The organism is Nostoc cycadae WK-1, from assembly GCF_002897135.1.
GTDB lineage: Bacteria > Cyanobacteriota > Cyanobacteriia > Cyanobacteriales > Nostocaceae > Nostoc_B.
In genome coordinates this window covers 74,077-96,281 of the sequence record NZ_DF978440.1, presented here as the reverse complement: position 1 = coordinate 96,281, position 22,205 = coordinate 74,077, and the positions used below count along the sequence as shown (strand labels likewise).

Below are 22,205 nucleotides of genomic sequence, written 5' to 3'. Positions count from 1 at the left end.
TGTAGTTTATAGAAAGAATCAGGTTTTCAAAGCCTCTCCCACCGTGGGGGAGAGGTTTGGAGAGGGGTTTTGAACATCCTTACTTTATGTAGTGATTGCTGCTGTATTCTGTTATTTAACTGTTGTTGGGCGATGAGTTACAAATTCTTGGAGTTTACCAACAGCGAAATCGAGAATTAGTCCAGTTAAACCAATAACAAATACTGCAAGGAACACTGAACTCAGATTCAACCGACTCCATTCATCCCAAACAAAGAAGCCGATACCGATACCGCCTGTCAGCATTTCTACAGCGACGATAACTAACCAAGCAATGCCTAAACTAATTCGCAAGCCTGTGAAGATATAAGGTAAACTGGCAGGCCAAATAATTTTGGTAATTCTCCGCCAGCGCGGCATTTCTAACACCCGTGCTACATCTAAATAATCTTTAGGGACGCTGGCAACTCCCAGGGCTGTGTTGATAATTGTCGGCCATAGGGAGGTAATGAAAATTACAAAAATGGCTGAGGGATCTGCCAAGTTAAAGATAGCTAAGGCAATTGGCAGCCAAGCCAAGGGTGAAACAGGTTTAAATATCTGAATAATAGGATTAAGGGCTAACATTGCAGGCCTAGACATTCCAATCAGAAATCCCAAAGGAATGGCCACGACTGCACCTAACAAAAAACCAATCAACACGCGGCGCAGACTGGCAATTAATAACCAGCCAATGCCTAAGTTACCTGGCCCACGTTGATAAAAGGGATTTAAAATATAGTCTAAATTGGCAATTAAAGCCTCTGGTGGTGTGGGCATCAATTCATGGTTAGCCAAGGCAACCGCCCACCACAATAAGATAATTCCTAAAAAACCTAGGATGGGTAGAAAGACGACATCCTTAATGATTACAGGCTTTGTTTTCTGCCATACAGCTTTTCCCGCGATCGCTAAAATCGCTGCTACATTTAATTGCAATATCATTTTTAACCTCAGCAGGTTTCAGTACAGGTACAAAAATTTGAGCAGTACCAGCCTTGGACACTGATGAGATCAACACATTATAAAAATGCTATCTCTTCAGTCTCCTCTCAATGCCTACGAAGTTAGCTGACGGGCTAGGGCTGAGAGATGCCCTTCTTTCTAGAGTGCTGAGTAATGAGTGCTGAGTTAGATTATCACTAACTTTTTACTTTTCACTTCTACTTAAGATACGCCCCAAAATTTGGTTCCTCCGCTTCAGCGTTGCGTAATTTGACGCGCTGAATTAGGCTGACTTACTCGAATTGTCAACAATATAGCGAAATATAACATTGCTGTCCAGTAAAAACAACTTCTGGGGATAGATTCTATTCGTTGATTTAGCCTAATTTGATGAACCTTTGGGTGAGTAATGATGTGTGACGCATCTATACCTTTGACTCATTAGGACTGATTATCCGATTTATCAAAAACTCAAGACAAATAGGTAAAATCTATCTCTATAATTACGTAATCTCTTCCCTGATGTAGTTGAATTATTCCGTTAATTTTGACCAAAAAAACACTGTTCTCGATAAACTAGTTGTAGATCAAAATTACTTAACTAAATCTATACAAAATTTAACGTAATGGATTTTAGTGTCATACTGGCTGAAAATACTCACAGTATCATCGAGAAATGGATAGCAGCAGTCCGTCAAGATAGGCAGATTGAAAGTGCTGATGACTTGTCTTACACAGCGATTAAGAATCATATTCCTGATATTTTTCAAGCAATGATTAGTGTACTTGCAGAATCTCAGGTTAGTGACATCAAGTCTATACTTACAGCCAGTTGGCAGCACGGATTACTCCGGGCGGAACAGGGGTTTGATCCGACAGAAATTGCGAGAGAATATCGTCTGTTACGAATAGTAATATTTGATACTTTAGAGGCAGATTTATTACAAGGAACACCTGCGGAAATTGTGCGTTATATGCGTTTAATTGATGCGGTAATAGATGAAGCGATCGCTCGATGTTTTAAAAGTTATGTTGATGAGCGTTTGCGAGAATTAAGGCATCTGTATTTATCATTAACTCTGCATAATGAAGAACTTACACGGTTAATTAATGCCAATCAAGATACTTTTTCGCAACTCGCCCACGAACTAAAACATCCTTTAACATCCATTATTGGCTACTCAGATTTATTTTTACGACAACAAAAACGCAATTCTGATATTAAAGATACTTATACTAATTTAGAACATATTGAGCGTGTATTACGTAATGGGAGACACTTACTCCGCTTAATTAATGATGTATTAGAGTTATCAAGATATGATGCGGGTAAGGTACAATTGCAAGTCGCACCCACCAATGTACAAGAATTGGTAATTAACGTGTGTGAAATGTTAGAACCTTTAGCAGAAGAGAAAGATTTACAAATTATTGTAGATTGCGATCGCTGTCCCCAAAAAGTTCTAACTGATGAGTTTCAATTGCAACAAATTATTACCAATCTTGTCAGTAATGGGATTCGCTATACAGAGTCAGGCTTTGTGAGAATAGTATGTCAAATTTTAGACGAAAACAACTGGTCATTTATGGTTGCTGACACAGGAATTGGGATTGCGCCAGAAAACCAAGCGCGGATATTTGAACCTTATTATCGTGTAAACAAAAGCGATCGCACTTACCTACCTGATAGTACAGGATTAGGACTGGCGATCGTTTCTCGGTTAGTCAAATTACTCCAAGGCGAAATCAATTTAGCATCTCAGCTAGGCGTTGGTTCTACATTTACTGTAACTTTCCCCTTAGAAATAAATACCTGATAGAACTAATTACATCCTTCACAAGTTCCTCAGATTGTTTGCCTAAATTAAAAACTGGGCAATCATAACAGGAACTTGTGAGGCTTGATGATGGTTAATTACAGAGAACGAATAATTGCACTTTGGACAACATTTCTCCTAGGGACATTGTTTCATACACAATTAGGATTAATGCCATTATTTCACGGTTTATCAGTAGCAGAATCGCAACATGCCTCACAAATCCGCGATATTTCTGTAATTCTATGGTTAATGTTGGGATTTTTCACACTACCAATATTGGCGATAATTGCTACTTCTTTTACTGAATCTAAACGCTACCGCGTCTTGCATTTTGCATTGACTGTGTTTTATAGCGTGATGAACTTGCTTCATCTTGTGGCAGATTTATTTGTGCAGCCAATTATGTGGTATCAGATAACCTTGATGGTGATTTTATTACTCATCGGTTTGTTATTAAACCTTGTGTCTTTTCAATGGATGAAACTACAACCTAAAAGCAATAAACCACAACCGAGGCTAACCTCACCACACACTTAGAAGTTATATTAATCTCTACAACATACCTTCTTGTTTCAACTTAGCCAGTGCATTTTCAGCAGCAGCTTTTTCTGCATCTTTTTTGTTACGTCCCTTTCCTTCACCGTACTCTTTTGCATTCACGAATACTTTAGCTGTAAACACTGGTGCGTGCGATAAACCCCCAACCTGCTTTGTAATGTATTCAGGAGGATTTGTAGTCACATTACGTTGTACCCACTCTTGAAACCGATTCTTTGAATCGACATTCGAGCGAGATATAACAATTTGTTCAGGGACAGAATCAAACAATGGTTCAACAATAGCCCGTACTGCTTCAATATCACAATTATTATCTAAATAATAAGCACCAACAACAGCCTCAAAAGTGCTACTCTGCAAATTAGGATTTTGAAAACCACCATCTAAAATTGCTCCTCTTCCTAACCGCATTCTCAAATCTATACCAACTTCTTCAGCAAATTTGGCTAGTTGCTTTTCATCTACTAAAGCAGAACGTCGGCGTGTTAATTCATCTTCTCCCTTTTCTGAGTGGTGATGATAAAGATATTCACCACTTAAAAAGTTGAGGATAGCATCGCCAAGAAATTCCAAGCGTTCATTATGTTCTCCTTCACCGGGATTTTCATGAACATAAGAACGGTGAGTCAGCGCCCGACGTAAAAGTTTTTCATTCCGAAATGTTAGAATTTTGTGCATTAGACTTGTCTAGTTGGGAATAATAATTGTTTGTAACTGAAGTTAGATTGAGGGAGTAAACCTAACCCTTACAAGATAGATATAGCGCAAGTAATATCTATCTCATAAATCATTTTTTGTCCTACTTAATAGCAGGAACATAAATTTGAGTTATATTTTTTATTAACTCAGGTAGTTCATCCAAAAAGTAGAAATTATTCTTACCAACGAGGTTCATTAGTTTTGCACTAGCACTACCTTTTTGAGCAAAAACTATCACCTTTTTATCCATAGCTTGGAGAATTGTAATTAAACCAGCATAATCCCAATCTCCTGATACAAGAATAATTATTTTGGGGATAGGTGAGTGTTGTGGAGCAAAAAGCTTAACACAGTCAGCCACCAAACGATGATCTGCGCTATTCAAAGAAGGATCTGTAACATCAACACTTTCAAAATCTAGTGTCTCTAGTATGTCTTTGATAGAAACTTGACTAGGATAATGTGAGTTGTAGTAGAATTTTTTATAATCTACTCTTCCCTGCAATTTTGCAAAATCTAGTAAGAAGTTGGCTGTGTCCTTAATTCTTAGAACATTTTGAATATCACAAAGAACAGCAACAGAGCTTTTTCTATAGCTGTTTTGTTTTTTGGATTGTGAATGAGCAAGCATTCTACTTTCTCCAGTATTTGTGGTGTACTGGACAGCATCAAAAAACCACACCTCTAGAAGTAGCATCACCTGGGGTAAGTGATTGAAACTCAAAAAGTTTTCGCTCACACAATGGCTCTTACTATCGCTTTCTTTGGTTCTATCTCAAGAGGTACAAGTCAGTGGCTGCTTACTAAGTTTTGCTTCATCTTTCTCCCTGAATATTCAGGCAAATATTTTGTCTTATTATTCACAGGCTAATCTGTGTGTTGGACGAGATATTTGGCTAATTACTCAAGCAAAAAGATGACTCAAAGCTTTACAAACAACCGTAAGTTATCTCTCCTGAGACAATATCAACAACTAGAGCTTTAGAGTACATTTATTTTGCTGTCTTAAGTATAGATTTGCACAATCAATACTGGATGTCAAGATAGTCTTTTGTAAAAAATCACAAACCTGAACAGGCGCTCAATATACTTTAAGAATTTGGTCTTAGCGGAAATACTTTATTTAAATTGAGAGACAAATCAGAGAAACAAGGCAACGCTACTACTTGATTAGGTAAAACAATGCGCTTGTTTAAATAACCATATTTACCGTGATTATCTTGATAAGGTTCGCTGTAACATTCTAAATAATTATCGAACAAATTAAATATCCAATAATCAAAAATCCCAGCTTGAGCGTAAAGAGGAATTTTTACATCTTGGTCATAACTTAATGAAGAGTCTGCAACTTCCATTACTAACAAAACATCAGCAGGGCTAGGATGAGCCAACAGATAATTATCATCTCGGTTATGCAAAATGGCAAAGTCTGGTTCGGGTTCACTATTAGGTGGGATAGAAATTGGATCTTGACATTGTAGGGTAGCTCTGTCTCCTACTAATTTGGGTAATTCTCGTAGTAAGTTGCGTAGGCAGGTGGAATGAGCAGTACCCTTTGCTACCATTTGAATAATTTCCCCATTGATTAATTCAATATGATCATCTTCATGAAAAAAGCCCAATTCCGTGAATCGGTGGTATTCCTCTAGCGTGAAGCGTTTAGCTTGAGCAATATTCATAAATTTTATATGCAAATACGATAACCATTATTTTAAAAGATTTTTAGAAAGATTACCTAAGATTTGTTTTGAGCGATCGCACTCTATACAAGCCCTCTTATCTTTATTAAAACCTTGATTTCACTCGCCGGAAATCTGCACAGATACAGTTCGTTGACGCGGCCCATCTAATTCAAAAAATAATACAGATTGCCAAGTTCCTAATGCTAATTTTCTATCCACAATAGGAATTACTTCACTGGTACTTAACATCATTGCTAGTAAATGAGAATGAGCATTCATTGGTTCATCTTCAGGAACATCGCGTAAATGCAAATCATTGTGTAAATAACGGTCTGATTCTGGTGCTAATTTAGCGAAGAAGACTTTGATATCTTCTAACAATCTGACTTCATATTCATTGATAGCTAAAGCTGTAGTCGTGTGGCGCGAAAAGACCAAAACTTGTCCATTTTTAACTGAGGTTTTGGCAATTAAATCTTTGATGTGTGGGGTGATGTTGTGAATATTAATTCCTGGTTCAGTGGCGATTTCGATTAACTGATGAATTATTGGCATTTCTGGAAATTTAGATTTACTCAAAAATCGAATGACTGGAAGTCACGGCTATACAAACAAAGTCCGCCAGCGCGAACTATCAGAGATATTACTCAAAAATGCAATGATCGCCTCATAATTAAGAAAGATTAAGCCTGAGTTAAAAAACTGACAATGAGCCAAACAGCCCTCAATTTAGTAGCCATATCAGTCTTTCTGATGACTTTTTCGGTACTGCTGGGGCCATTAATCAACTTATCGCCGACAGTACCAGCACTCGCCACTTTCACCATTTTGGGAATCGCTACTTTAGACAGTTTTAGCTTGCAAGGTAAGGGTGGAACTATCTTGCTAGATTGGATTGCCGGATTTTCTAGTGAACACCGCGATCGCATTATCCACCATGAAGCGGGACATTTTTTGGTGGCTTCTTTGCTGGGTATTCCCGTAACTGGTTACACCCTCAGCGCCTGGGAAGCTTGGCGAAAAGGACAACCAGGACAAGGCGGCGTTGCTTTTAATGATGCTGAGTTAGCTGCACAATTAGAAAAAGGTTCTATCAGCGCCCAAATGCTAGACCGTTACTGCACAATGTGGATGGCTGGTATTGCGGCGGAAGCTTTGGTATTTGAACGCGCTGAAGGTGGCGGTGATGATAAAGCTAAGTTGGCGGAAGTCTTAAAAGTTGTAGGTTTTTCCGAGTCAGCCTTTCAGCAAAAACAACGGTTTCATGTTTTGCAAGCAAAAACTCTGTTAGAAGAAAATTGGTCAAGTTATGAAGCCTTAGTTCAAGCTATGCAACAACGTGCTTCTATTGAAGAATGCCAAAGTGCGATCGCCAGTGCAACAAGGCAAAAGTAAAAAGGAAAAAGGAAAAAGAAAGAATCGTGATACCACATGCCTTTTAGCCATTTCTTATGGTCTGTTTATTTACGCCAACCTGTACTAGTACAAAATAAAAATCAAAATAGAGACGTTATATATAACGTCTCTACAGCGAATGTTTTGATTCTCAATTATTTGATAGGGACAAGGGAGACAAGGAAGACAAGGGAGAAAGATGTTTCTAAATCATTGAGGATTGCTATATCAACTATTAATTTAATCCCAACAGATAACCAATAGCTTTCATTACACCCAAATAAAAATTACCTTCTCTTTCTCGGAACAGTTGAAAGGGTTGCATAGGGGAACCAAAAAATGGTCTGAGAGTCCAACCTAATTGGCTACCTACAAAAGCATAAAGAAATAGCCAAGATTGTAAGATTCGCCTGCGAGTTTTACTACCATCATCCTCTTGTTCTATTACTATATTTGCTGCTTGGTACAAAGCGGAAATACCGATAAATCCTGTGATGGCAAAGATTAATACATTTAATACCAGTATAAATTGATAGTTATTAGTGGTGAGCAAGAAAAAGAGAGTGATTGGTGCAAAACTAAATAACAAAACACTCGTAACAGCAACGGCTGTGAGTACTAAAATAAAGTGCTGCCCAAAACTCCGCTTAGAACCAAAGATAATATTAGAAAAAAACAGTGTGGGCAGACAAATTAGCAAGGTAATTAAATAAAGTGCGGGTAGTTTCACCGCCGAAGAAACAGCCTGCATCCAACTATGAGAAGAGCCAATAATTGCCCCATAAATGGCAATAAAAATAGAACTACAAACCAGCAAAGAAATTATCTTACTGGGGATTCTAATTCCTTGACGAACTTCATCTAAAAAACCTTGGCGATCGCGCAGTAAGCCAATTAACACCGCAAAGTATTTAATACTGCCTGCTTTCCGTTCCATTATGTTATCCTCACACACATATTATTTAACTTTCATCACAGTAATCAGCACCAGAACCATACTTCCAAGCATCTACCAAGCGATGCCAATAATATTGTTGTTGAGTGGGTAGGCTCTTAATCCATGTTTCTAACACTGGACTCAGAGTAAACAAGGCAGTGTAAACACCTAAATTACCGTAATGCACTAGCCAATCAAGTAAGTTGACTAAACCAACTTGGGGAATTATCTTGGCAATTAATTTTGGATGAGATAATCCAGTTTTAATTAATGTTTGTGTTAATGCCGAAAACTGCACCACATCTTGCAAAAATGGCTTGAGGACGGGATTCCCTAGATTTTGCATTTCTAGAAATACCGCCGACAGCAGCTGATTAATTTGCTCTGGGGGGATATTTTGATTTACACCCAAACTCATAGCTTTTTGAAATAACCAAGTTACGCTCAAATTTGGTTGATATGGTTGCAGTAGTGACAATGCCTGTGCAGATAATTGATTGGTTTGTAATGCTGCTTCTACCCCAAAAGTTAAACGCTGCAAATGACGCACCATTGCGCCAAAACCACCAAAACTTAAAGGCGATTGGCTACCACTGCTATCTCCCACTGGTAAAATCCGATGCCAAGGAGTTTTGAGTGGACTATTGCGGTAAGTTGGGAAAAAACCAAATAACGCCCTTTGAAATTTTAAATGTTGTAATTCCACACCCTGATATTTTGGCAACAGGTGTAGATATTCTGCAAATAAAGTTTCTAAACTCAAGCGTTGTGGATGTGCATCCATGTAGGTAAATAAGTAGGTGGTTCGGCCATCTCTAGCGGGAAAAGCTTCCCAGAAGTATTGGCACTGATTCTGCAAGGATGTAAAGGATAACAACAAATCGCCAGATTGATTTTCCGGAAATCCTTGAGCGCAACTTCCCACAACTAAACATAAAGCATCTGGTTTTTTGCCTTGGCGTGCTTGTTGGGTGATGGGAGAAAGATGTCCCATTGCGTCGATGAGCAATTTCGCTGAAAATTGCTGGTTGACTATTACGCCATTGGGATGAACAACCGCCTCAATAAATGGTGTATTTTCAAATAACTGTCCGCCGACTGCGATGAATTTATTTTTTAATGTTGCGAGTAGATATACAGGATCTACTCCGATATTGAGGACATTTTCGACCCAAACTTCTGTACCGCCATGAAAACTTACCCTGGCTGGATTATATTGAGTAGCGATCGCTCTTTCTAATTCTTCATCAGTCAGCAGGTTTAATTGCAAAAATACTTCTAATTCTGAGCGCGAAATATTCCATTCTTGTTCTCTCCCTTTTAATATCCCGCGCTCAATTAACGCCACCCGTAACCCGCGTACTGCTAAGGCGCAACCAATTAAAATACCTAAAGTCCCGCCACAAATAATTGCATCCAATTCTACATTATCTAAATCTTGCTGACTTTCCTTAACTACTGTTGGTATTGGCGCAGTATTTTCTCGAATTGCTGTCAGGATTTCATCAGTGCGACGTAACCCGCGCAACGCATCACCAGGAAGTTGAGACAGAATTTCTTCAGTTAGTGAACTAGACATAATCGTGAATTCCCGCAGAGTTCCTACTTATGATCGTATCTTTGCGGAATTTCACCAAGTTAGTACATTTGTATTAAAATGCTGCTACAATGCCTAACAAGCTCAGTAGTATTAGCAGAGGAACTATGAAAAAAATCGAACACAGTGGTAAAAGTTCCATCTTCCGCCCTTCATCACAGCCTGCAATTATCCCCCTACAGCCACAACAAGAAAAGATAATTAGTGGTTGGGAGCGTTTAGTGGCGCAAGCCCAAACTATTAATCAAATGGCCGCAGAATTAGAAGCTGAGATTCTAGAGTTAAAAGCAATAGCTAGTGCTATCAACAGTCAAACAAATTATTTGTCAGGAAATGTTAAATCGCGTAAAAGCGTTTGTAAGTATTTCACAGTTAGCATTCCTTGGGTGAAACAAAAATCAGATGAGTGCTTAATTTTGACGACGCGAAAAGTTGATTTATTCCGAGCCGAAAGAGAAGCTGCATCACTAGCCCAGAAACTTAGACAGCAAAATAAAAATAGAAGATTAGCCGCACAGCGACACAAAAAAAACCAAGAAAAGGCTGATACTGAGACAAAAGTTTTTTTCTTGGGGGCGCTAATCAATAAATCTTAAAGTTATGAAAATTGAATTGTAGTACGCCTTATCGGTTGTAACAGTTATGCTGATTGAAGTGGCATTGGTACTTTTTGGCTCAGTACTAGAACACCAATTCATTAATTAAAAACCTAACCCCCAGCCCCCTTCCCTGCAAGGAAAGGGGGTTGCTTAACTCCCTTCTCCGATGCGGAGAGGGGTTGGGGGAGAGGTTATTTCATGATTACTGAATTGATACTCTAGATGCCACACTGCTACAATCCAGCAACACGCCCTAATATTTGCATTCTGGCAACAACTAGAATGTAATATCTGGGAAGATCAATCAGCGCATAAAAGGGGTAAAAAGAAGGTGTTAAATATCAAGACACTTTTGGTGATTGCCGTTGGTTTTTTACCATCCCTGTTTTCCTTATGGTTAATCCGTAAAACCCAATTACGGACAAGGGCGCAGCTGAGACAAGCAGCCATGAATTTTTCTGGGACAAGGGGTAGACAAAATATCAGACCGATGGATGGCGATCGCTACTACTTGGAAGGAGTAGGATATCTTATTGGTGACATTAGCTGCAAATTTAACGCCCGTTCTGGTTACATCCGTTGTGCTGTTAACCCCTGTGGCCCTTGTCAAGGTTGTCGTTACTACGAGCAGAAAGAATTAACTAGTAGCGAACAAGCCTAAAGATTAAATATTTAAACTACTTTGCCCTTCAGAAAAAAGCCGAATTATACCATTTCACGAAAATCCTGATACAAATTCATTGGTTGTTTACTCTTTCCCCCTGCTCCCTCCCCCTGCGGTCTATTTGTATCAAACTTAAAGTGAAACGGTATTATTCTTCCTGTTGTGTTTATTCATTAATCAGGAACAACCGGACTCAAAGGACTAAGGGGAGCAGTAAACACGTAATAAATTACTCCAGAACCGAGAATCATAATTGCCAAACTGAATAAAATTACCCAGCGGTCTGTAGGTTCATAATTATCATCTTCAATATCACGACGCACTGCAAAATAGTGTGCCGTTGACAGCCATACCGTAACTAAACCAACTAGCGAAAAGACTAAACCCAACTTCCAACCATGACCAGGTGTGGGTAACAGCGGGACTTGAAAGGCTCGCAAACGAACGATAACGACTCCAAAACCCAACAGTGCGATCGCAGTTCGCATCCAAGCAAGATAAGTGCGTTCATTAGCTAAATGATCCCTAATTCGTGATGGATTTAGCCTTCCTGGCTTTTTCTTTTCTTCTGTTGGCTTAGACTCTAATTGCATCAATAACACCCTTAAACCCCAAGAGGCTCCCCTCCAAAAAATTCCCAAGTAATAGCAAATTTCTTTCCAGATAATTTGCCACTTGTGCGGCGATCGCACTTGCAAAAAATATTTAATTTGTTTGTACATTTTTGCCAAAATTTATTTTAATGCAGATATCTTAAGAACACAAGCCTGAATAATATTATGACTGCCAAAAATTAGCCAAAATACGGTTAATTTTTAGCATTATGCCTTATTCTGCTCATTTTTAACGCTAGATAATCATCTAGCTAATAGCGATCGCTCAACTAAATTTTTGCATATTTGAGTAGGCACATTAGTAATGTGTGTATTTATTATTGTTATTTTCTACTGTATTTAATCTCATCAATAGAATCAAATGTTTTTATTTGTCAAAATTATAAATATAAGTGATTAAATTTGGAAATCCAGGTTTTTAGGAATAGTTTAGTATGGCAGGGATGACACTGGAGCAGCTAAGAATCTTTCTCGCTGTAGCAGAGCATCTACACTTTACGCGTGCAGCTGAAGAGCTTTATATTACTCAGCCAGCCGTTAGTGCAGCAATTCACAACTTAGAGCAAGAATACGGAGTCAAACTGTTTCATCGGATTGGTCGCCATATTGAGATTGCCGAAGCTGGTAAGTTATTACAAGTGGAAGCACAGAAAATTCTCGACCAAGTGACGTTAACAGAACGGGGATTGCGGGAATTGAACAACCTGCAACGTGGCGAATTAAAATTAGGCTCAAGTTTAACCATTGGTAACTATTGGTTGCCAAGTAAAATTAGTGAATTTAAAAGTAAGTATCCGCAAATTTCTGTTGATTGTTGTTTGGCAAATGCCGAAACAATTTGTGAAGGAACAGCAATGGGACAGTTTGATTTAGGTTTAGTTGAAGGTGATGTTAAACCAGCCTTACAGAATACTTTAGAACGAGAAATAATTGGGAGCGATCGCTTACAAATAGTTGTCGGTCAAACTCACCCTTGGTTTGAACTTGGAGAAATTACTGTTGCTGAACTAACTCAAACTTCTTGGGTGATGCGAGAGCCTGGTTCTGGAACCCAGCAAAGATTTGAAGAAGCCCTAAAAAATTGGGGTATTAATATTAGTGAATTGAATATAATTTTGGTTTTCAATAGTGGCGAAATGGCTAAAGCTGCTGTTGAAAGTGGTGTAGGTGCAACCGGGATTTCTGAGTTAATGGTCAAAAAAGAAGTTCAGCTAGGCACTTTACGGGCAATTCGAGTTTGCCATCACCAAGCAGATTGCAGTAAAGATTTAGAAATAGTCAGACCATTTTTTAAACTCAAGCATCGTCAACGCTTTCAAACTGCTCTGGCTAAAGTCTTTGAACAAACCTTGATTGCATCATACACCACCATTAATTTTCCCGAACAATCTCTAAATAAGACAAAAATAAAATCTTAATTCTCTATTTTCTTTCAGTCCCCACAGCAACACAGTAAAGCGCCGCATGACGTTTACCATCAATACCTAACATAGTATTCAAACTCATATCATAAAATCCGCCTATGCAAAGACTAGCCAAATCTAATTGCACAGCCATCAGACAGATATTTTCGGCTTGATGACCAGCTTCTAAAAGTGCAAAACGGTAGCCACGCGCACCGTATTTGCATAGCGATCGCATAAAAACCGATGTAAACATAAACAAAGCATTGGCATTCACTATATAATCCTGTTGCAATAAAGGTTTGACAAAATCGTTTGGTACTGCATCATTCACCCGATGCAAGCCATGACCGCGTGGCTCATAGTGATATAGCCCATTAGCTAAATTTTCTACCGCTTGCGTTGCGACAAAAACCTCCAAAGGATAAAGCCCTCCCGCAGATGGTGAGTTTCGCGCTTCATAGGTGTAACCATCCATTTGACGCAACCCATTCAGTCCGCATCCAGCATCAAGCAACTGCGCTAATTGAATCAGCGGCATAGTTGTATTAGCAAACGATCGCACCGAAGACCGTCGCGCTAAAATTTGACTCAGCGAGTTATCGTGTGGTGCTTTTGGCAGTTCCAAAAAAGGAGCTTCCGGCATATAGCGCATTTCCGTCGCCGGAACACGCTTGACATAACTTTTCGGCACTGGCGAGTTCAAATGATAAAGCAACGCTAACTCTAGTGGCTCGTTGGCTGTATACATAGTTATGATTTCCTGACATTAAACGGAAAATGGGTATAGGGGTGTAAGGGTGTAATAAAATCCAAAATCCAAAATTGTTTTAAGCCATAGGATGTGGACAAGGATTGAGGTCGTTTGCGGTACGTTGTCCACCGTAACCTAACCTTTTTGGTACCTCGAATAACCGCCGAGTACCCAACGGTTCTAGCCCATGACCAAAATATATCGGGACTAATTCACTGGCTAAAGTCCGCACAACACGAAAACCAAGCGATGCAACATCAGGGGTGGTAATTTCCACTAAATATGGTTCAGCGCCAACGGAATGCAACCTTGTAATGACAGTTCGCAATTTTTCTGCCTCGGCTGAAGACGGGTAAGTTGGTAAATCTTCAACTGTGAGGTAATTTTCATGCTCAAATAAAAATTCCAACTCGCATAACCGAGCCGTTTTATAGAAAAAAGCGCTGTGATCGTCTAAATTCTGCACATCTTCATATTGATTGAGATTAGCCCCAGCGCCATTAGCTTTGCGTTCTATGTCACCAAAGCGGGCTTGACAAACTTCAAAAATCGCCTTACGCAGTGCTATTGACCCATCAAGATGGCATCCTAAACCAGTCGCCACAGCCGGACTTCTGCCAGAACGGTCAATTAACATTGCCATGACAACGGGGATGTTAATATCAGTTGTCAAATAGAAGGTAACTAATTCAATGCCAAATCGGGCATAGTTGCGTAAAATTTCGGTTTCAATTCCGGGACGATGAGCGAAATAAATGCGGGGAGCAGGTAGGCGATTTAACCATGTAATGATAAAAGCATCACGCTCAATCAACTCGCATAAGCCACTGTAAGCTGCAAATTCAAGAGTAGGGCCACTAGCCATACCATTAGAGGTGACAGGTAAAATATAATCTCCTGGTTGATTGCTATCCCAGTCAAAATAAACCATGAATGCTGGGACTAACACCTGTTGGTTACTGGTCAGAGATGTGGCATTTATCCATGAAGTCTGCGTTAATTGATCAAAAGCCGGAAAGGGAAAGGTTGGATCAGAATATTGGTTGTCAGAAAACGAGAAAAAAGCTGGCGGATGAACGGCGGGATGACTTAAATCTGCGTAACTACTCACAATTAGTTGCCGATAATCAACAATGCTGCCACAGTAGCGCTCTACAGCTTCGCCAACTGCCCCAAAAATTGCTTGTTCATCAGTCATCCCCCTGCCTACACCGTAGCGTAAATCATCCGACTGTTTGCGAAGCTGGAAATTTGCTAATTCAGCTTGCCACAAAACAGGAAAATCAAACTCTGTATAAGGCTTAGTAAATCTATCAATGGCGCGGATGATTCCCGTATGGGGACTAACTAAATCGCGCCAACGAGGACTAGCGATCGCAACATTCACTCTATTCTCTCCTGTCATGAACAATGGGGGCAGCCAGGTTTTTTCAGCACAACGTTGTGAGTTAGTTTTGTACCCAGTAAGTCTAAATGCACTAATTTGCCATCTGTAGCAATAGGTAAACCGAGAAACATCTTAATAGTATCCAGCGCCAAGTAACTTCCAACTAACATCTGAGCGATGGGCAAATTTTCTTGCAACCTTGGTTGAGAACGGCGTTCTCGGTCGAGTAATCGCTCAATTGCCAATTCCGCTTCTGGTAGTTTGGCACAAGCTATCGACCGCATCCGATAGCAGAGATAACAAGGGCCATCTTGAGCAAAGACTAGTGGGCCAAAAGTTCCTTCCACACCAGCCGCCCCACCCGGTAGCAATGGGCGCTGCATTTTCAGGCATAATCTGTTGAGGCGATAGGCGAGATTAACAGAAACAGCATCGGTGGCGACAATTACAAGGTCAACATCTTCCAGCAAAGCATTGACTGTGGCATCGTCCATCAAATTATCTATCACAATCTCAGTGTCGGTGATTTCTGCGATCGCCTCAATTTGTCTTGCTGCTTCCACACCCCGCAAAGCACCGATTTGATTAAATACTAAGCCTGACATCATCATTGCATCGGAGGGAATTGTGCAGACATCATCACAAAGTCGCAGATAACCAATACCAGCACTAGCCAAGTTAATTGCAGCTATCAACCCTGAACCACCGAGTCCGAAAACAGCAATCCTTGCGTTGGCTAAGTGTTTTTGGGCATCTTGTTGCTGAAATCCTAACTCATGATAAAGACTAATTTGCGGCAGTAAATAAGCACGACTATCTAAATCGATAGTTTCTTCTAAAAGCTCCTCAACTAAGCGATTTTCCATCAAAAACTCTAAACATTGATTGAGTGAAGCATCTGTCAATTTTTCGCCAATTTCCGCCCGAATTTCTCCTATCGTTCGGGAGCCATCTAGTAAAGGCAATACCATACTTTCTACATCGTGCAGTGCTTGGCCTTTAACTGTTAGGGTTCGCCGCGTCGTATTGAAGATCATTGTTTCTTCGCCATGACAATCTGGCGGCATAACATGAACGACAACGTGTTCTAGTAGACGCAGATGCTGATTATCATTTAATTTCATAGGCATTATTTTATTGTTAAAGCTCCACAAAAAAAGATAGAAAAGCAATTTTGTTTAGCGAAATGCAGAGAATAAAATTCTATGTTTTCGTAGCTAGAGCAATCTTAATTTATGAATATTTAGTTGGATTCAGATTCCCGAATTCTCAAATAATTCGGGAATCTATGTATTCACCAATGATTAAGATTGCTCTAGAATTGTTATTCTCTCTCCAGCTAATTTAATATCCAAATCCAAAATCATCACTATCATCTGGCACACTTGATATTGAGCCAGTTTCACTAACTCTACATCCTCCACATCCACGACATCCGCATCCACGGCATCCGCAGCCTCGACATCCGCAGCCTCGACATCCGCAGCCTCGACATCCAACGCAGCCTCGACATCCAACGCAGCCTCCACATCCGCCACATCCGCCGCAATTAGCAAACCATCTTTGCTGAGTCTCAGATTCCAACATTCCTGGCATTGCCAATTTTTCTAAAGCTGCGATTTCTTCATCAGATAACAAAAGTTGTTCTAATTTGTCTGCTTTGTCTTCCAAACGCATATCTATTGTTTGTTGGGTCAGTGTTTTTTCTGCAAGCATCGTCACTTACTCCTGTTAACTTCAATTTATGAGCCTATTGGCAAATCTGCATTCAAGTTTGTAAAAGCTTTGATGATGTTTGTACATCAACTAGCCTTCATCTAAGAATGGATATTAGAACGGGTAGATGTGAAGGATGACTAGAAAATAAAACAATGGTTAATGCTTAACTATATATACCCACACAGGTATAGTTAAACAAAAACACTCAGCTTTTAATTCAGAGTTTTACTAATCCACAAATGGTCAAAATCACTGTAAAATAAGTGATAGGAACTCATGGATAAAATTGAGGTTCCCTAAAACCTTGTCTTTGATAAAACGTTTGCTATTTTTAGCAAAATACTTGTCTTGTTTTGATCATCTGACTTCTCTAACATTATCTTTTTCTAGAGTTTTTTATTCTTTCTTAAGTAGTATAGTTTTTACCCGGAATCTTAATCTTGCTCTTTCTTAAGTAGGATGGTTTTTTGTTGAGATAGACTCTAATATAACTTGCTGCATTAGGGTACTGATGTAGAACCTAGCTTGAACACGGCTATGTAGACTAATACACAACAGAGATAAGGTGGGGTTCACTTAATACCAAATAAATAATTAGGTTTAATTGATGAGCGACTTAAGAGTTTGGTTTGCAGACTACACTAAAGCTTTATTTCGTTCTCTACCTTTGCTATGGAAAGCAGCACCGAGAGAAATGATATTTTTAATTGCTGTTACTTTATTGCAAGGGTTTCTTCCGGCTATTAGTGTTTGGATTACCAAATTAGTAGTAGATACTGTAGCAGCAGCCTTAACATCTGGGAGAGAATTAGGGTATGCAATGCTTGTACCTTTGGTAGCAGGATGGGTGGGAGCTTTGTTACTAGAGACATTGCTGTATCCTTGGGTATTTGCACTTCAAGGAGATCTCAATGACAAGTTAACGGCTCACATTAGCTTATTATTAATGAGTAAAGCTGATAGTTTTGCAGATTTGAGTCGTTTTGAAGATTCTGTGTTTTATGATGAGTTACAACTTCTGCAACAACAAATCGGCTATAAACCGCTGAGTTTATTAGAAAATTTAGTGGAATTAAGTCGTTCTTTTGTGACTTTGATAGTGATAGTTGGGTTATTAGTTCCCCTAGCTTTTTGGATACCATTAGTGATTGCGATCGCAACTATACCCCAAATAGTGGTTTCTTCTCAGTATGGCAAAACTATTTGGCTAACTTTATTTGAACATAGCCCTGAAGCGCGGAGAATGCAATATTACACTTCGGTGATGCTAACTGATACCTATGCGAAAGAAATTAGGTTGTTTCAGCTAGGTTCATTTTTTATCACACGTTACCTACAAGCATTTCAGTCTTTACATCAAACAATGCGCCATCTGCGAGGAAAACAAGCATTTTGGTCATCTACTTTAGCTATTCTTAGTACGTTGGGAAATGGTTTTGCTTTTTACTGGGTAGTACAGAAAGCTTTTCGTGGCGATTTCAGTCCTGGTAGTGTACTTTTATTTGTACAATCATTGACTTACTTTCAAAATAATCTCGAAAGATTTGTCGCTAATTGGGTAGATTTGTTAGAAAATGTTCTTTATATGCAGCAGTTTTTCAATTTTCTCGACAGTCCCATCCCAATGCAAATAAGTATACCTGGTGAGAAAGTACCAACTCCTATTCGTTCAGGTATTACTTTTGAGAAAGTTGACTTTTACTACCCAGATAATCGTTTAGCTCTGCAAGATATTTCTTTTACTATTTATCCGGGAGAAACAGTTGCCATTGTCGGAGAGAATGGCGCAGGTAAAACTACTTTAGTGAAACTGTTGACTAGGTTATATGACCCAACACAAGGATGTATTTTAGTTGATGGAATAGATTTAAGAAACTTAAATTTAGAACAGTGGCGGCAGCAAATAGCTGGTGTTTTTCAAGATTTTGGGCATTATGCGCTGACTCTGGGAGAAAATATTGCTTTGGGAAATTTAGCTGCTTTAGAAAATCCAAATATTCTCAGATATGCAATCGAAAAAGCTGATATAGCTAAACTAGTTGATGATTTTACTACTAGAGAGGATACACCACTAGGAAAGCAATTTGGCGGTACGGAACTTTCTGGTGGTCAGTGGCAAAAGTTAGCTTTAGCTCGTGCTTTTGTGCGTCAATCAGCCCAACTATTACTATTAGATGAACCAACTGCCGCACTCGACCCTCGCAGCGAATATAATCTCTACCGACGCTTTATTGAATTAGCCGAGGGTAAAACTACAATTTTGATTACTCATAGACTCGCTTCTGTACGGATGGCTGACCGAATTTTAGTTCTCAAAGCTGGTCATTTAATTGAAGATGGCACTCATCTGGAACTTTTACAACGTGGCGGTGAATATACAACTTTGTGGAATATGCAGGCACAACATTACGGGGTATCTGAAGAAAATTTGTAATTCGTAATTAATACTATAGTTTGGGTAGAACATAGCTGAATCCAACATAATTATAAGTCCCCAATGATACCAACAAAAAATTGTGTGTCTCAATTATCCCTTTCGCTGATTCTTGATGTCAAAGTATTTTTCCGAGATACTTTATTAAGTAAAGCTTAAGTTTTAATACCGAGAAATATATTGCGTTATACCAATTCTCTAACATGAGGCAACACATTCAAACCCCGAAAACCATGCCATATCTGACTTGATTAATTACGAATTACGAATTACGAATTGGTATTACGGCTAATCCTGGCTTGCAAATTATCACATAGTTGTAACAGACAATACTTGATAAATAGGATATAAATCGATTATTTTAGCAAGACTCAAAGATGCTCTACAATAACTAACAATACAGTTCAAAAAGGTATCACATTCTTAATTTTTATCATTAACCTTTTGATAGATTAGACCTGATCAAAAAAAGCTGTATATTGGGACGAGCTAAGATATAGTTTATTATTGCTCTTCATGCTGTATCAGTAAATTGCATCTCAACAGACCAAAAATTATTTACTGTATTTTTAGTAACCTGATAAGTCATGACATCCCCTGAGCCTCAAATTGATTTTGAAAAAGAACTTCCAGAAACATCAGAACAACCACCTCAAAATAAATGGCGCTGGTGGCGATTATTGTTAGCTTTAATACTCATAGTTGGAGGTGGAGTGGCGATCGCTTGGCGTTTACTTACTCCTGTACCTCAAACACCGTCAACTCATGCTCAAACACCAGGGGTAAGAGCCAAAATTTCACCTGTGCAATTAGGCACAATTGAGGAAAGTGCAGACTATATTGCAACTTTAGAATCTCGGCGTTCCATCAACCTCCAGTCGAGAATTCCCGGACAAATTACCCAGATATTTGTCAAGCCGGGACAGACTATCACCGCAGGTACACCCATTATCCAAATAGATTATAAAGCCCAACAACCAACAGCCCTAGGCAACAATGGTTCAACCCAAGCAACCGCAGCACTACTAGAAAGCGCTCGCGCCACACTCCGCGCTTTGGAAGTAGAACGGATATCAAAGTTGGCTGAGGTGCAATCAAATCAATTAGATTACGATAGATCTGCCAACCTAGCAGACCAAGGTGCAATATCACGACAGTCTAAGGACTTATCTGCTAACAGACTGGCGACGGCGAGAGCTAATCTTGATGCGGTGAATTCTCGAATTCAAGCTCAAAAAGCTAGTATCTTGCAGGCGGAAAATGCTATCCAGCAAGCCGATATTAATAGTAGACAACCACCAGCCTCGCTTCAGTATGACAAAATTACTGCACCCTTTGGTGGTACGGTGGGCGATATCTCGGTAAAAGTTGGTGATTTTGTCACGACTTCTTCACGACTCATGACTGTTGCTGAAAACCGACCTTTAGAAGTTGCTTTAACTCTACCACTAGAGCGCGGCCCCAAATTACGCAAGGGAATGCCTGTGGAAATTATGAATTCTCAAGGGCAAGTTTTGGGTACAAGTCGAGTATTTTTAATTGTTCCCAATGTGAGCAATCAACCGCCATCAATCTTAATTAAAGCACTGTTTAATAATCCCCAAGGGCAGTTAAGGGCTGGTCAATTAGTGCGAACAAGAGTGATTTGGAGTCAGCGTTCAGGGGTGTTAATTCCGACTACAGCCGTAACTCGTGTGGCGGGTGAAACTTTTGTTTATGTGGCGAAACAACAAACAACCCCTCAAGGAGTTTCGCAGTTAGTTGCTCAACAAAGGCGCGTGAAGTTAGGCAATATCAAAAATAACTATTACCAAGTTTTGGCAGGATTACAGCCGGAAGATGAAATTATTATCTCAGGATTGCTGAATATTCGGGATGGTGTGGCTATTGTGCCTGAGTCTTAGTGTGGGTAAATTTAACCTTGGTGCGTTAGTTTAAGAGCAAATTATCGCTAGTTAAGCAGGATTAATATATGGCAGCTTTAACAGGGAAAGTTGCAATTGTGACTGGTGCATCGCGGGGAATTGGTAGAGCGATCGCTTTAAAATTAGCTCATCAAGGTGCATCTGTTGTAGTTAATTATGCTGGGAATGCAGCCAAAGCCCAGGAAGTTGTTGCAGAAATCGCACAACTGGGAGTGCAAGCAATTTCTATCCAAGCTGATGTGGGGAGTGTGGCTGATATTGAAGCACTGTTTCAAAAAACAATTGCCCATTTTGGCAAAGTTGATATCTTAGTTAACAATGCTGGCACAATTATTTACAAGCCAATTACAGAAATTACGGAAGCAGAGTTTGACAAACTTTTTGCTGTCAATGTCAAAGGTACTTTTTTTGCCTGTCAACAAGCTGCACAGCATTTAGCAGTAGGTGGCAGAATTATTAATTTTTCTTCATCTACCACAGGGATGATGTTACCAACCTACAGTGCTTATGTAGGAACTAAAGGCGCAGTGGAACAGATAACGCGAGTGTTGTCTAAAGAGTTAGGTGCTAAGGAAATCACGGTGAATGTTGTTTCTCCTGGCCCGACAGATACAGAATTGTTCCGTGAAGGCAAAACTACAGAACAAATCAATCGTTTAGCCCAAATGTCAGCTTTTAACAAGCTGGGTGATGTCCAAGAAATTGCCGACGTGGTGGCTTTTTTAGCTAGTGAGGAAGCACGTTGGATAACTGGGCAAAATATTCGCGTCAATGGCGGGGCTATTTGAGAAATTTGTCAATCAAAAATTTTTCAAATTTCTGTAGGATGGGTATCCTGTCCGCCCAGAATTGAGGACGGGTGAGGACACCAATCCCACAAAAAGGGTAATTTATTTCTCTAAAATCCTAATTAGTAGTAATTCCAAGTTTTTAACTTCAAATTTCAGGCTTTTTACTCGAAGCGTCAGGCTTTTTACTCGAAGCGTCAGGCTTTTTACTCGAAGCGTCAGGCTTTTTACTCGAAGTGTCAGGCTTTTTACTTGAAGCGTCAGGCT

The 22,205-nt window shown here is 39.5% G+C and carries 21 protein-coding genes and 1 riboswitch; of the genes, 9 read left to right on the top strand and 12 right to left on the bottom strand.

Annotated features, from left to right (window positions below; all coding sequences use genetic code 11):
* Window positions 1-111: 111 nt before the first annotated feature.
* Window positions 112-963: a nitrate ABC transporter permease gene (gene ntrB, locus NCWK1_RS24345; RefSeq protein WP_103126487.1), complete on the bottom strand. Its 852-nt coding sequence runs from the start codon at window positions 961-963 to the stop codon at window positions 112-114.
* Window positions 964-1,059: 96 nt separating this feature from the next.
* A riboswitch (cyclic di-AMP (ydaO/yuaA leader) is annotated at window positions 1,060-1,263 on the bottom strand.
* A 326-nt stretch (window positions 1,264-1,589) separates the two neighbouring features.
* On the opposite strand from ntrB, the gene NCWK1_RS24340 reads away from it, so the two are divergent.
* Together NCWK1_RS24340 and NCWK1_RS24335 are read left to right on the top strand one after the other, a co-directional pair.
* Window positions 1,590-2,780: a sensor histidine kinase gene (locus tag NCWK1_RS24340; RefSeq protein ID WP_103126486.1), complete on the top strand. Its 1,191-nt coding sequence runs from the start codon at window positions 1,590-1,592 to the stop codon at window positions 2,778-2,780.
* Window positions 2,781-2,867: 87 nt separating this feature from the next.
* Window positions 2,868-3,320 (top strand): hypothetical protein, encoded by a 453-nt coding sequence (locus NCWK1_RS24335; RefSeq protein WP_103126485.1) that lies wholly within the window; start codon window positions 2,868-2,870, stop codon window positions 3,318-3,320.
* 15 nt (window positions 3,321-3,335) lie between these two features.
* Here NCWK1_RS24335 and rnc read toward each other — a convergent pair whose 3' ends face one another.
* The 4 genes from rnc to NCWK1_RS24315 form a co-directional block, all read right to left on the bottom strand.
* A complete protein-coding gene (gene rnc / locus NCWK1_RS24330) occupies window positions 3,336-4,019 on the bottom strand; it encodes a ribonuclease III (RefSeq protein WP_103126484.1) in 684 nt (227 codons plus the stop codon).
* Window positions 4,020-4,140: 121 nt separating this feature from the next.
* A complete protein-coding gene (locus NCWK1_RS24325; protein WP_187308235.1) occupies window positions 4,141-4,671 on the bottom strand; it encodes an NYN domain-containing protein in 531 nt (176 codons plus the stop codon).
* Window positions 4,672-5,131: 460 nt separating this feature from the next.
* A complete protein-coding gene (locus NCWK1_RS24320) occupies window positions 5,132-5,719 on the bottom strand; it encodes a Uma2 family endonuclease (RefSeq protein ID WP_103126482.1) in 588 nt (195 codons plus the stop codon).
* Window positions 5,720-5,839: 120 nt separating this feature from the next.
* Window positions 5,840-6,277: a secondary thiamine-phosphate synthase enzyme YjbQ gene (locus NCWK1_RS24315; protein WP_103126481.1), complete on the bottom strand. Its 438-nt coding sequence runs from the start codon at window positions 6,275-6,277 to the stop codon at window positions 5,840-5,842.
* Between the two features lie 153 nt (window positions 6,278-6,430).
* Between NCWK1_RS24315 and NCWK1_RS24310 the strand changes: the two genes are divergently transcribed.
* Window positions 6,431-7,117: an ATP-dependent Zn protease gene (locus NCWK1_RS24310; protein ID WP_103126480.1), complete on the top strand. Its 687-nt coding sequence runs from the start codon at window positions 6,431-6,433 to the stop codon at window positions 7,115-7,117.
* Window positions 7,118-7,352: 235 nt separating this feature from the next.
* Here NCWK1_RS24310 and NCWK1_RS24305 read toward each other — a convergent pair whose 3' ends face one another.
* Window positions 7,353-8,057 carry an actin-binding WH2 domain-containing protein gene (locus NCWK1_RS24305; RefSeq protein WP_103126499.1) on the bottom strand — a complete coding sequence of 235 codons (705 nt, stop codon included), beginning with the start codon at window positions 8,055-8,057 and terminating at the stop codon, window positions 7,353-7,355.
* Window positions 8,058-8,079: 22 nt separating this feature from the next.
* Window positions 8,080-9,633 (bottom strand): NAD(P)/FAD-dependent oxidoreductase, encoded by a 1,554-nt coding sequence (locus NCWK1_RS24300; RefSeq protein WP_103126479.1) that lies wholly within the window; start codon window positions 9,631-9,633, stop codon window positions 8,080-8,082.
* A 125-nt stretch (window positions 9,634-9,758) separates the two neighbouring features.
* Between NCWK1_RS24300 and NCWK1_RS24295 the strand changes: the two genes are divergently transcribed.
* Both NCWK1_RS24295 and NCWK1_RS24290 read left to right on the top strand, forming a co-directional pair.
* A complete protein-coding gene (locus NCWK1_RS24295; protein WP_245894983.1) occupies window positions 9,759-10,247 on the top strand; it encodes a hypothetical protein in 489 nt (162 codons plus the stop codon).
* A 334-nt stretch (window positions 10,248-10,581) separates the two neighbouring features.
* Entirely contained in the window at window positions 10,582-10,911 is a 330-nt protein-coding gene (locus NCWK1_RS24290) for a DUF6464 family protein (RefSeq protein WP_096577191.1), read from the top strand.
* A gap of 176 nt (window positions 10,912-11,087) precedes the next feature.
* On the opposite strand, the gene NCWK1_RS24285 is transcribed toward NCWK1_RS24290, so the two are convergent.
* Complete coding sequence (locus tag NCWK1_RS24285; protein WP_222838815.1) at window positions 11,088-11,636, bottom strand: YidH family protein; 549 nt, start codon at window positions 11,634-11,636, stop codon at window positions 11,088-11,090.
* A gap of 326 nt (window positions 11,637-11,962) precedes the next feature.
* On the opposite strand from NCWK1_RS24285, the gene NCWK1_RS24280 reads away from it, so the two are divergent.
* Window positions 11,963-12,946: a LysR substrate-binding domain-containing protein gene (locus NCWK1_RS24280; RefSeq protein WP_103126477.1), complete on the top strand. Its 984-nt coding sequence runs from the start codon at window positions 11,963-11,965 to the stop codon at window positions 12,944-12,946.
* Between the two features lie 4 nt (window positions 12,947-12,950).
* Here the strand turns inward: NCWK1_RS24280 and NCWK1_RS24275 are convergent, their stop codons facing one another.
* The 4 genes from NCWK1_RS24275 to NCWK1_RS24260 all read right to left on the bottom strand — a co-directional run bounded on the left by NCWK1_RS24275 (window position 12,951) and on the right by NCWK1_RS24260 (window position 16,788).
* Window positions 12,951-13,682 carry a SagB/ThcOx family dehydrogenase gene (locus tag NCWK1_RS24275; RefSeq protein ID WP_103126476.1) on the bottom strand — a complete coding sequence of 244 codons (732 nt, stop codon included), beginning with the start codon at window positions 13,680-13,682 and terminating at the stop codon, window positions 12,951-12,953.
* Between the two features lie 79 nt (window positions 13,683-13,761).
* Complete coding sequence (locus NCWK1_RS24270) at window positions 13,762-15,090, bottom strand: YcaO-like family protein (protein WP_245894982.1); 1,329 nt, start codon at window positions 15,088-15,090, stop codon at window positions 13,762-13,764.
* A complete protein-coding gene (locus tag NCWK1_RS24265; protein ID WP_103126497.1) occupies window positions 15,087-16,196 on the bottom strand; it encodes a TOMM precursor leader peptide-binding protein in 1,110 nt (369 codons plus the stop codon). The genes NCWK1_RS24270 and NCWK1_RS24265 overlap by 4 nt, the downstream gene beginning before the upstream one ends.
* A 220-nt stretch (window positions 16,197-16,416) precedes the next feature.
* Window positions 16,417-16,788, bottom strand: a complete 372-nt coding sequence (locus tag NCWK1_RS24260; protein ID WP_103126475.1) for a hypothetical protein — start codon at window positions 16,786-16,788, stop codon at window positions 16,417-16,419.
* A 610-nt stretch (window positions 16,789-17,398) separates the two neighbouring features.
* Here NCWK1_RS24260 and NCWK1_RS24255 point away from each other — a divergent pair.
* From NCWK1_RS24255 to NCWK1_RS24245, 3 genes are all read left to right on the top strand, one after another.
* Complete coding sequence (locus NCWK1_RS24255; RefSeq protein WP_103126474.1) at window positions 17,399-19,225, top strand: ABC transporter ATP-binding protein; 1,827 nt, start codon at window positions 17,399-17,401, stop codon at window positions 19,223-19,225.
* A gap of 587 nt (window positions 19,226-19,812) precedes the next feature.
* Window positions 19,813-21,129, top strand: coding sequence for an efflux RND transporter periplasmic adaptor subunit (locus NCWK1_RS24250; protein ID WP_103126473.1), 1,317 nt, complete (start codon window positions 19,813-19,815; stop codon window positions 21,127-21,129).
* Between the two features lie 68 nt (window positions 21,130-21,197).
* Window positions 21,198-21,938: an SDR family oxidoreductase gene (locus NCWK1_RS24245; protein ID WP_103126472.1), complete on the top strand. Its 741-nt coding sequence runs from the start codon at window positions 21,198-21,200 to the stop codon at window positions 21,936-21,938.
* Window positions 21,939-22,205: the final 267 nt, after the last annotated feature.

Excerpts from the sequence above, each read along its gene's own strand:
- ntrB (WP_103126487.1), bottom strand. The coding sequence starts at position 963 with ATGATATTGCAATTAAATGTAGCAGCGATTTTAGCGATCGCGGGAAAA.
- NCWK1_RS24280 (WP_103126477.1), top strand. The coding sequence starts at position 11,963 with ATGGCAGGGATGACACTGGAGCAGCTAAGAATCTTTCTCGCTGTAGCA.
- NCWK1_RS24250 (WP_103126473.1), top strand. The coding sequence starts at position 19,813 with ATGACATCCCCTGAGCCTCAAATTGATTTTGAAAAAGAACTTCCAGAA.
- rnc (WP_103126484.1), bottom strand. The coding sequence starts at position 4,019 with ATGCACAAAATTCTAACATTTCGGAATGAAAAACTTTTACGTCGGGCG.
- NCWK1_RS24275 (WP_103126476.1), bottom strand. The coding sequence starts at position 13,682 with ATGTATACAGCCAACGAGCCACTAGAGTTAGCGTTGCTTTATCATTTG.
- NCWK1_RS24320 (WP_103126482.1), bottom strand. The coding sequence starts at position 5,719 with ATGAATATTGCTCAAGCTAAACGCTTCACGCTAGAGGAATACCACCGA.
- NCWK1_RS24340 (WP_103126486.1), top strand. The coding sequence starts at position 1,590 with ATGGATTTTAGTGTCATACTGGCTGAAAATACTCACAGTATCATCGAG.
- NCWK1_RS24260 (WP_103126475.1), bottom strand. The coding sequence starts at position 16,788 with ATGCTTGCAGAAAAAACACTGACCCAACAAACAATAGATATGCGTTTG.
- NCWK1_RS24270 (WP_245894982.1), bottom strand. The coding sequence starts at position 15,090 with ATGACAGGAGAGAATAGAGTGAATGTTGCGATCGCTAGTCCTCGTTGG.
- NCWK1_RS24335 (WP_103126485.1), top strand. The coding sequence starts at position 2,868 with ATGATGGTTAATTACAGAGAACGAATAATTGCACTTTGGACAACATTT.
- NCWK1_RS24255 (WP_103126474.1), top strand. The coding sequence starts at position 17,399 with ATGAGCGACTTAAGAGTTTGGTTTGCAGACTACACTAAAGCTTTATTT.
- NCWK1_RS24310 (WP_103126480.1), top strand. The coding sequence starts at position 6,431 with ATGAGCCAAACAGCCCTCAATTTAGTAGCCATATCAGTCTTTCTGATG.
- NCWK1_RS24265 (WP_103126497.1), bottom strand. The coding sequence starts at position 16,196 with ATGAAATTAAATGATAATCAGCATCTGCGTCTACTAGAACACGTTGTC.
- NCWK1_RS24315 (WP_103126481.1), bottom strand. The coding sequence starts at position 6,277 with ATGCCAATAATTCATCAGTTAATCGAAATCGCCACTGAACCAGGAATT.
- NCWK1_RS24300 (WP_103126479.1), bottom strand. The coding sequence starts at position 9,633 with ATGTCTAGTTCACTAACTGAAGAAATTCTGTCTCAACTTCCTGGTGAT.
- NCWK1_RS24325 (WP_187308235.1), bottom strand. The coding sequence starts at position 4,671 with ATGCTTGCTCATTCACAATCCAAAAAACAAAACAGCTATAGAAAAAGC.
- NCWK1_RS24245 (WP_103126472.1), top strand. The coding sequence starts at position 21,198 with ATGGCAGCTTTAACAGGGAAAGTTGCAATTGTGACTGGTGCATCGCGG.
- NCWK1_RS24295 (WP_245894983.1), top strand. The coding sequence starts at position 9,759 with ATGAAAAAAATCGAACACAGTGGTAAAAGTTCCATCTTCCGCCCTTCA.
- NCWK1_RS24285 (WP_222838815.1), bottom strand. The coding sequence starts at position 11,636 with ATGTACAAACAAATTAAATATTTTTTGCAAGTGCGATCGCCGCACAAG.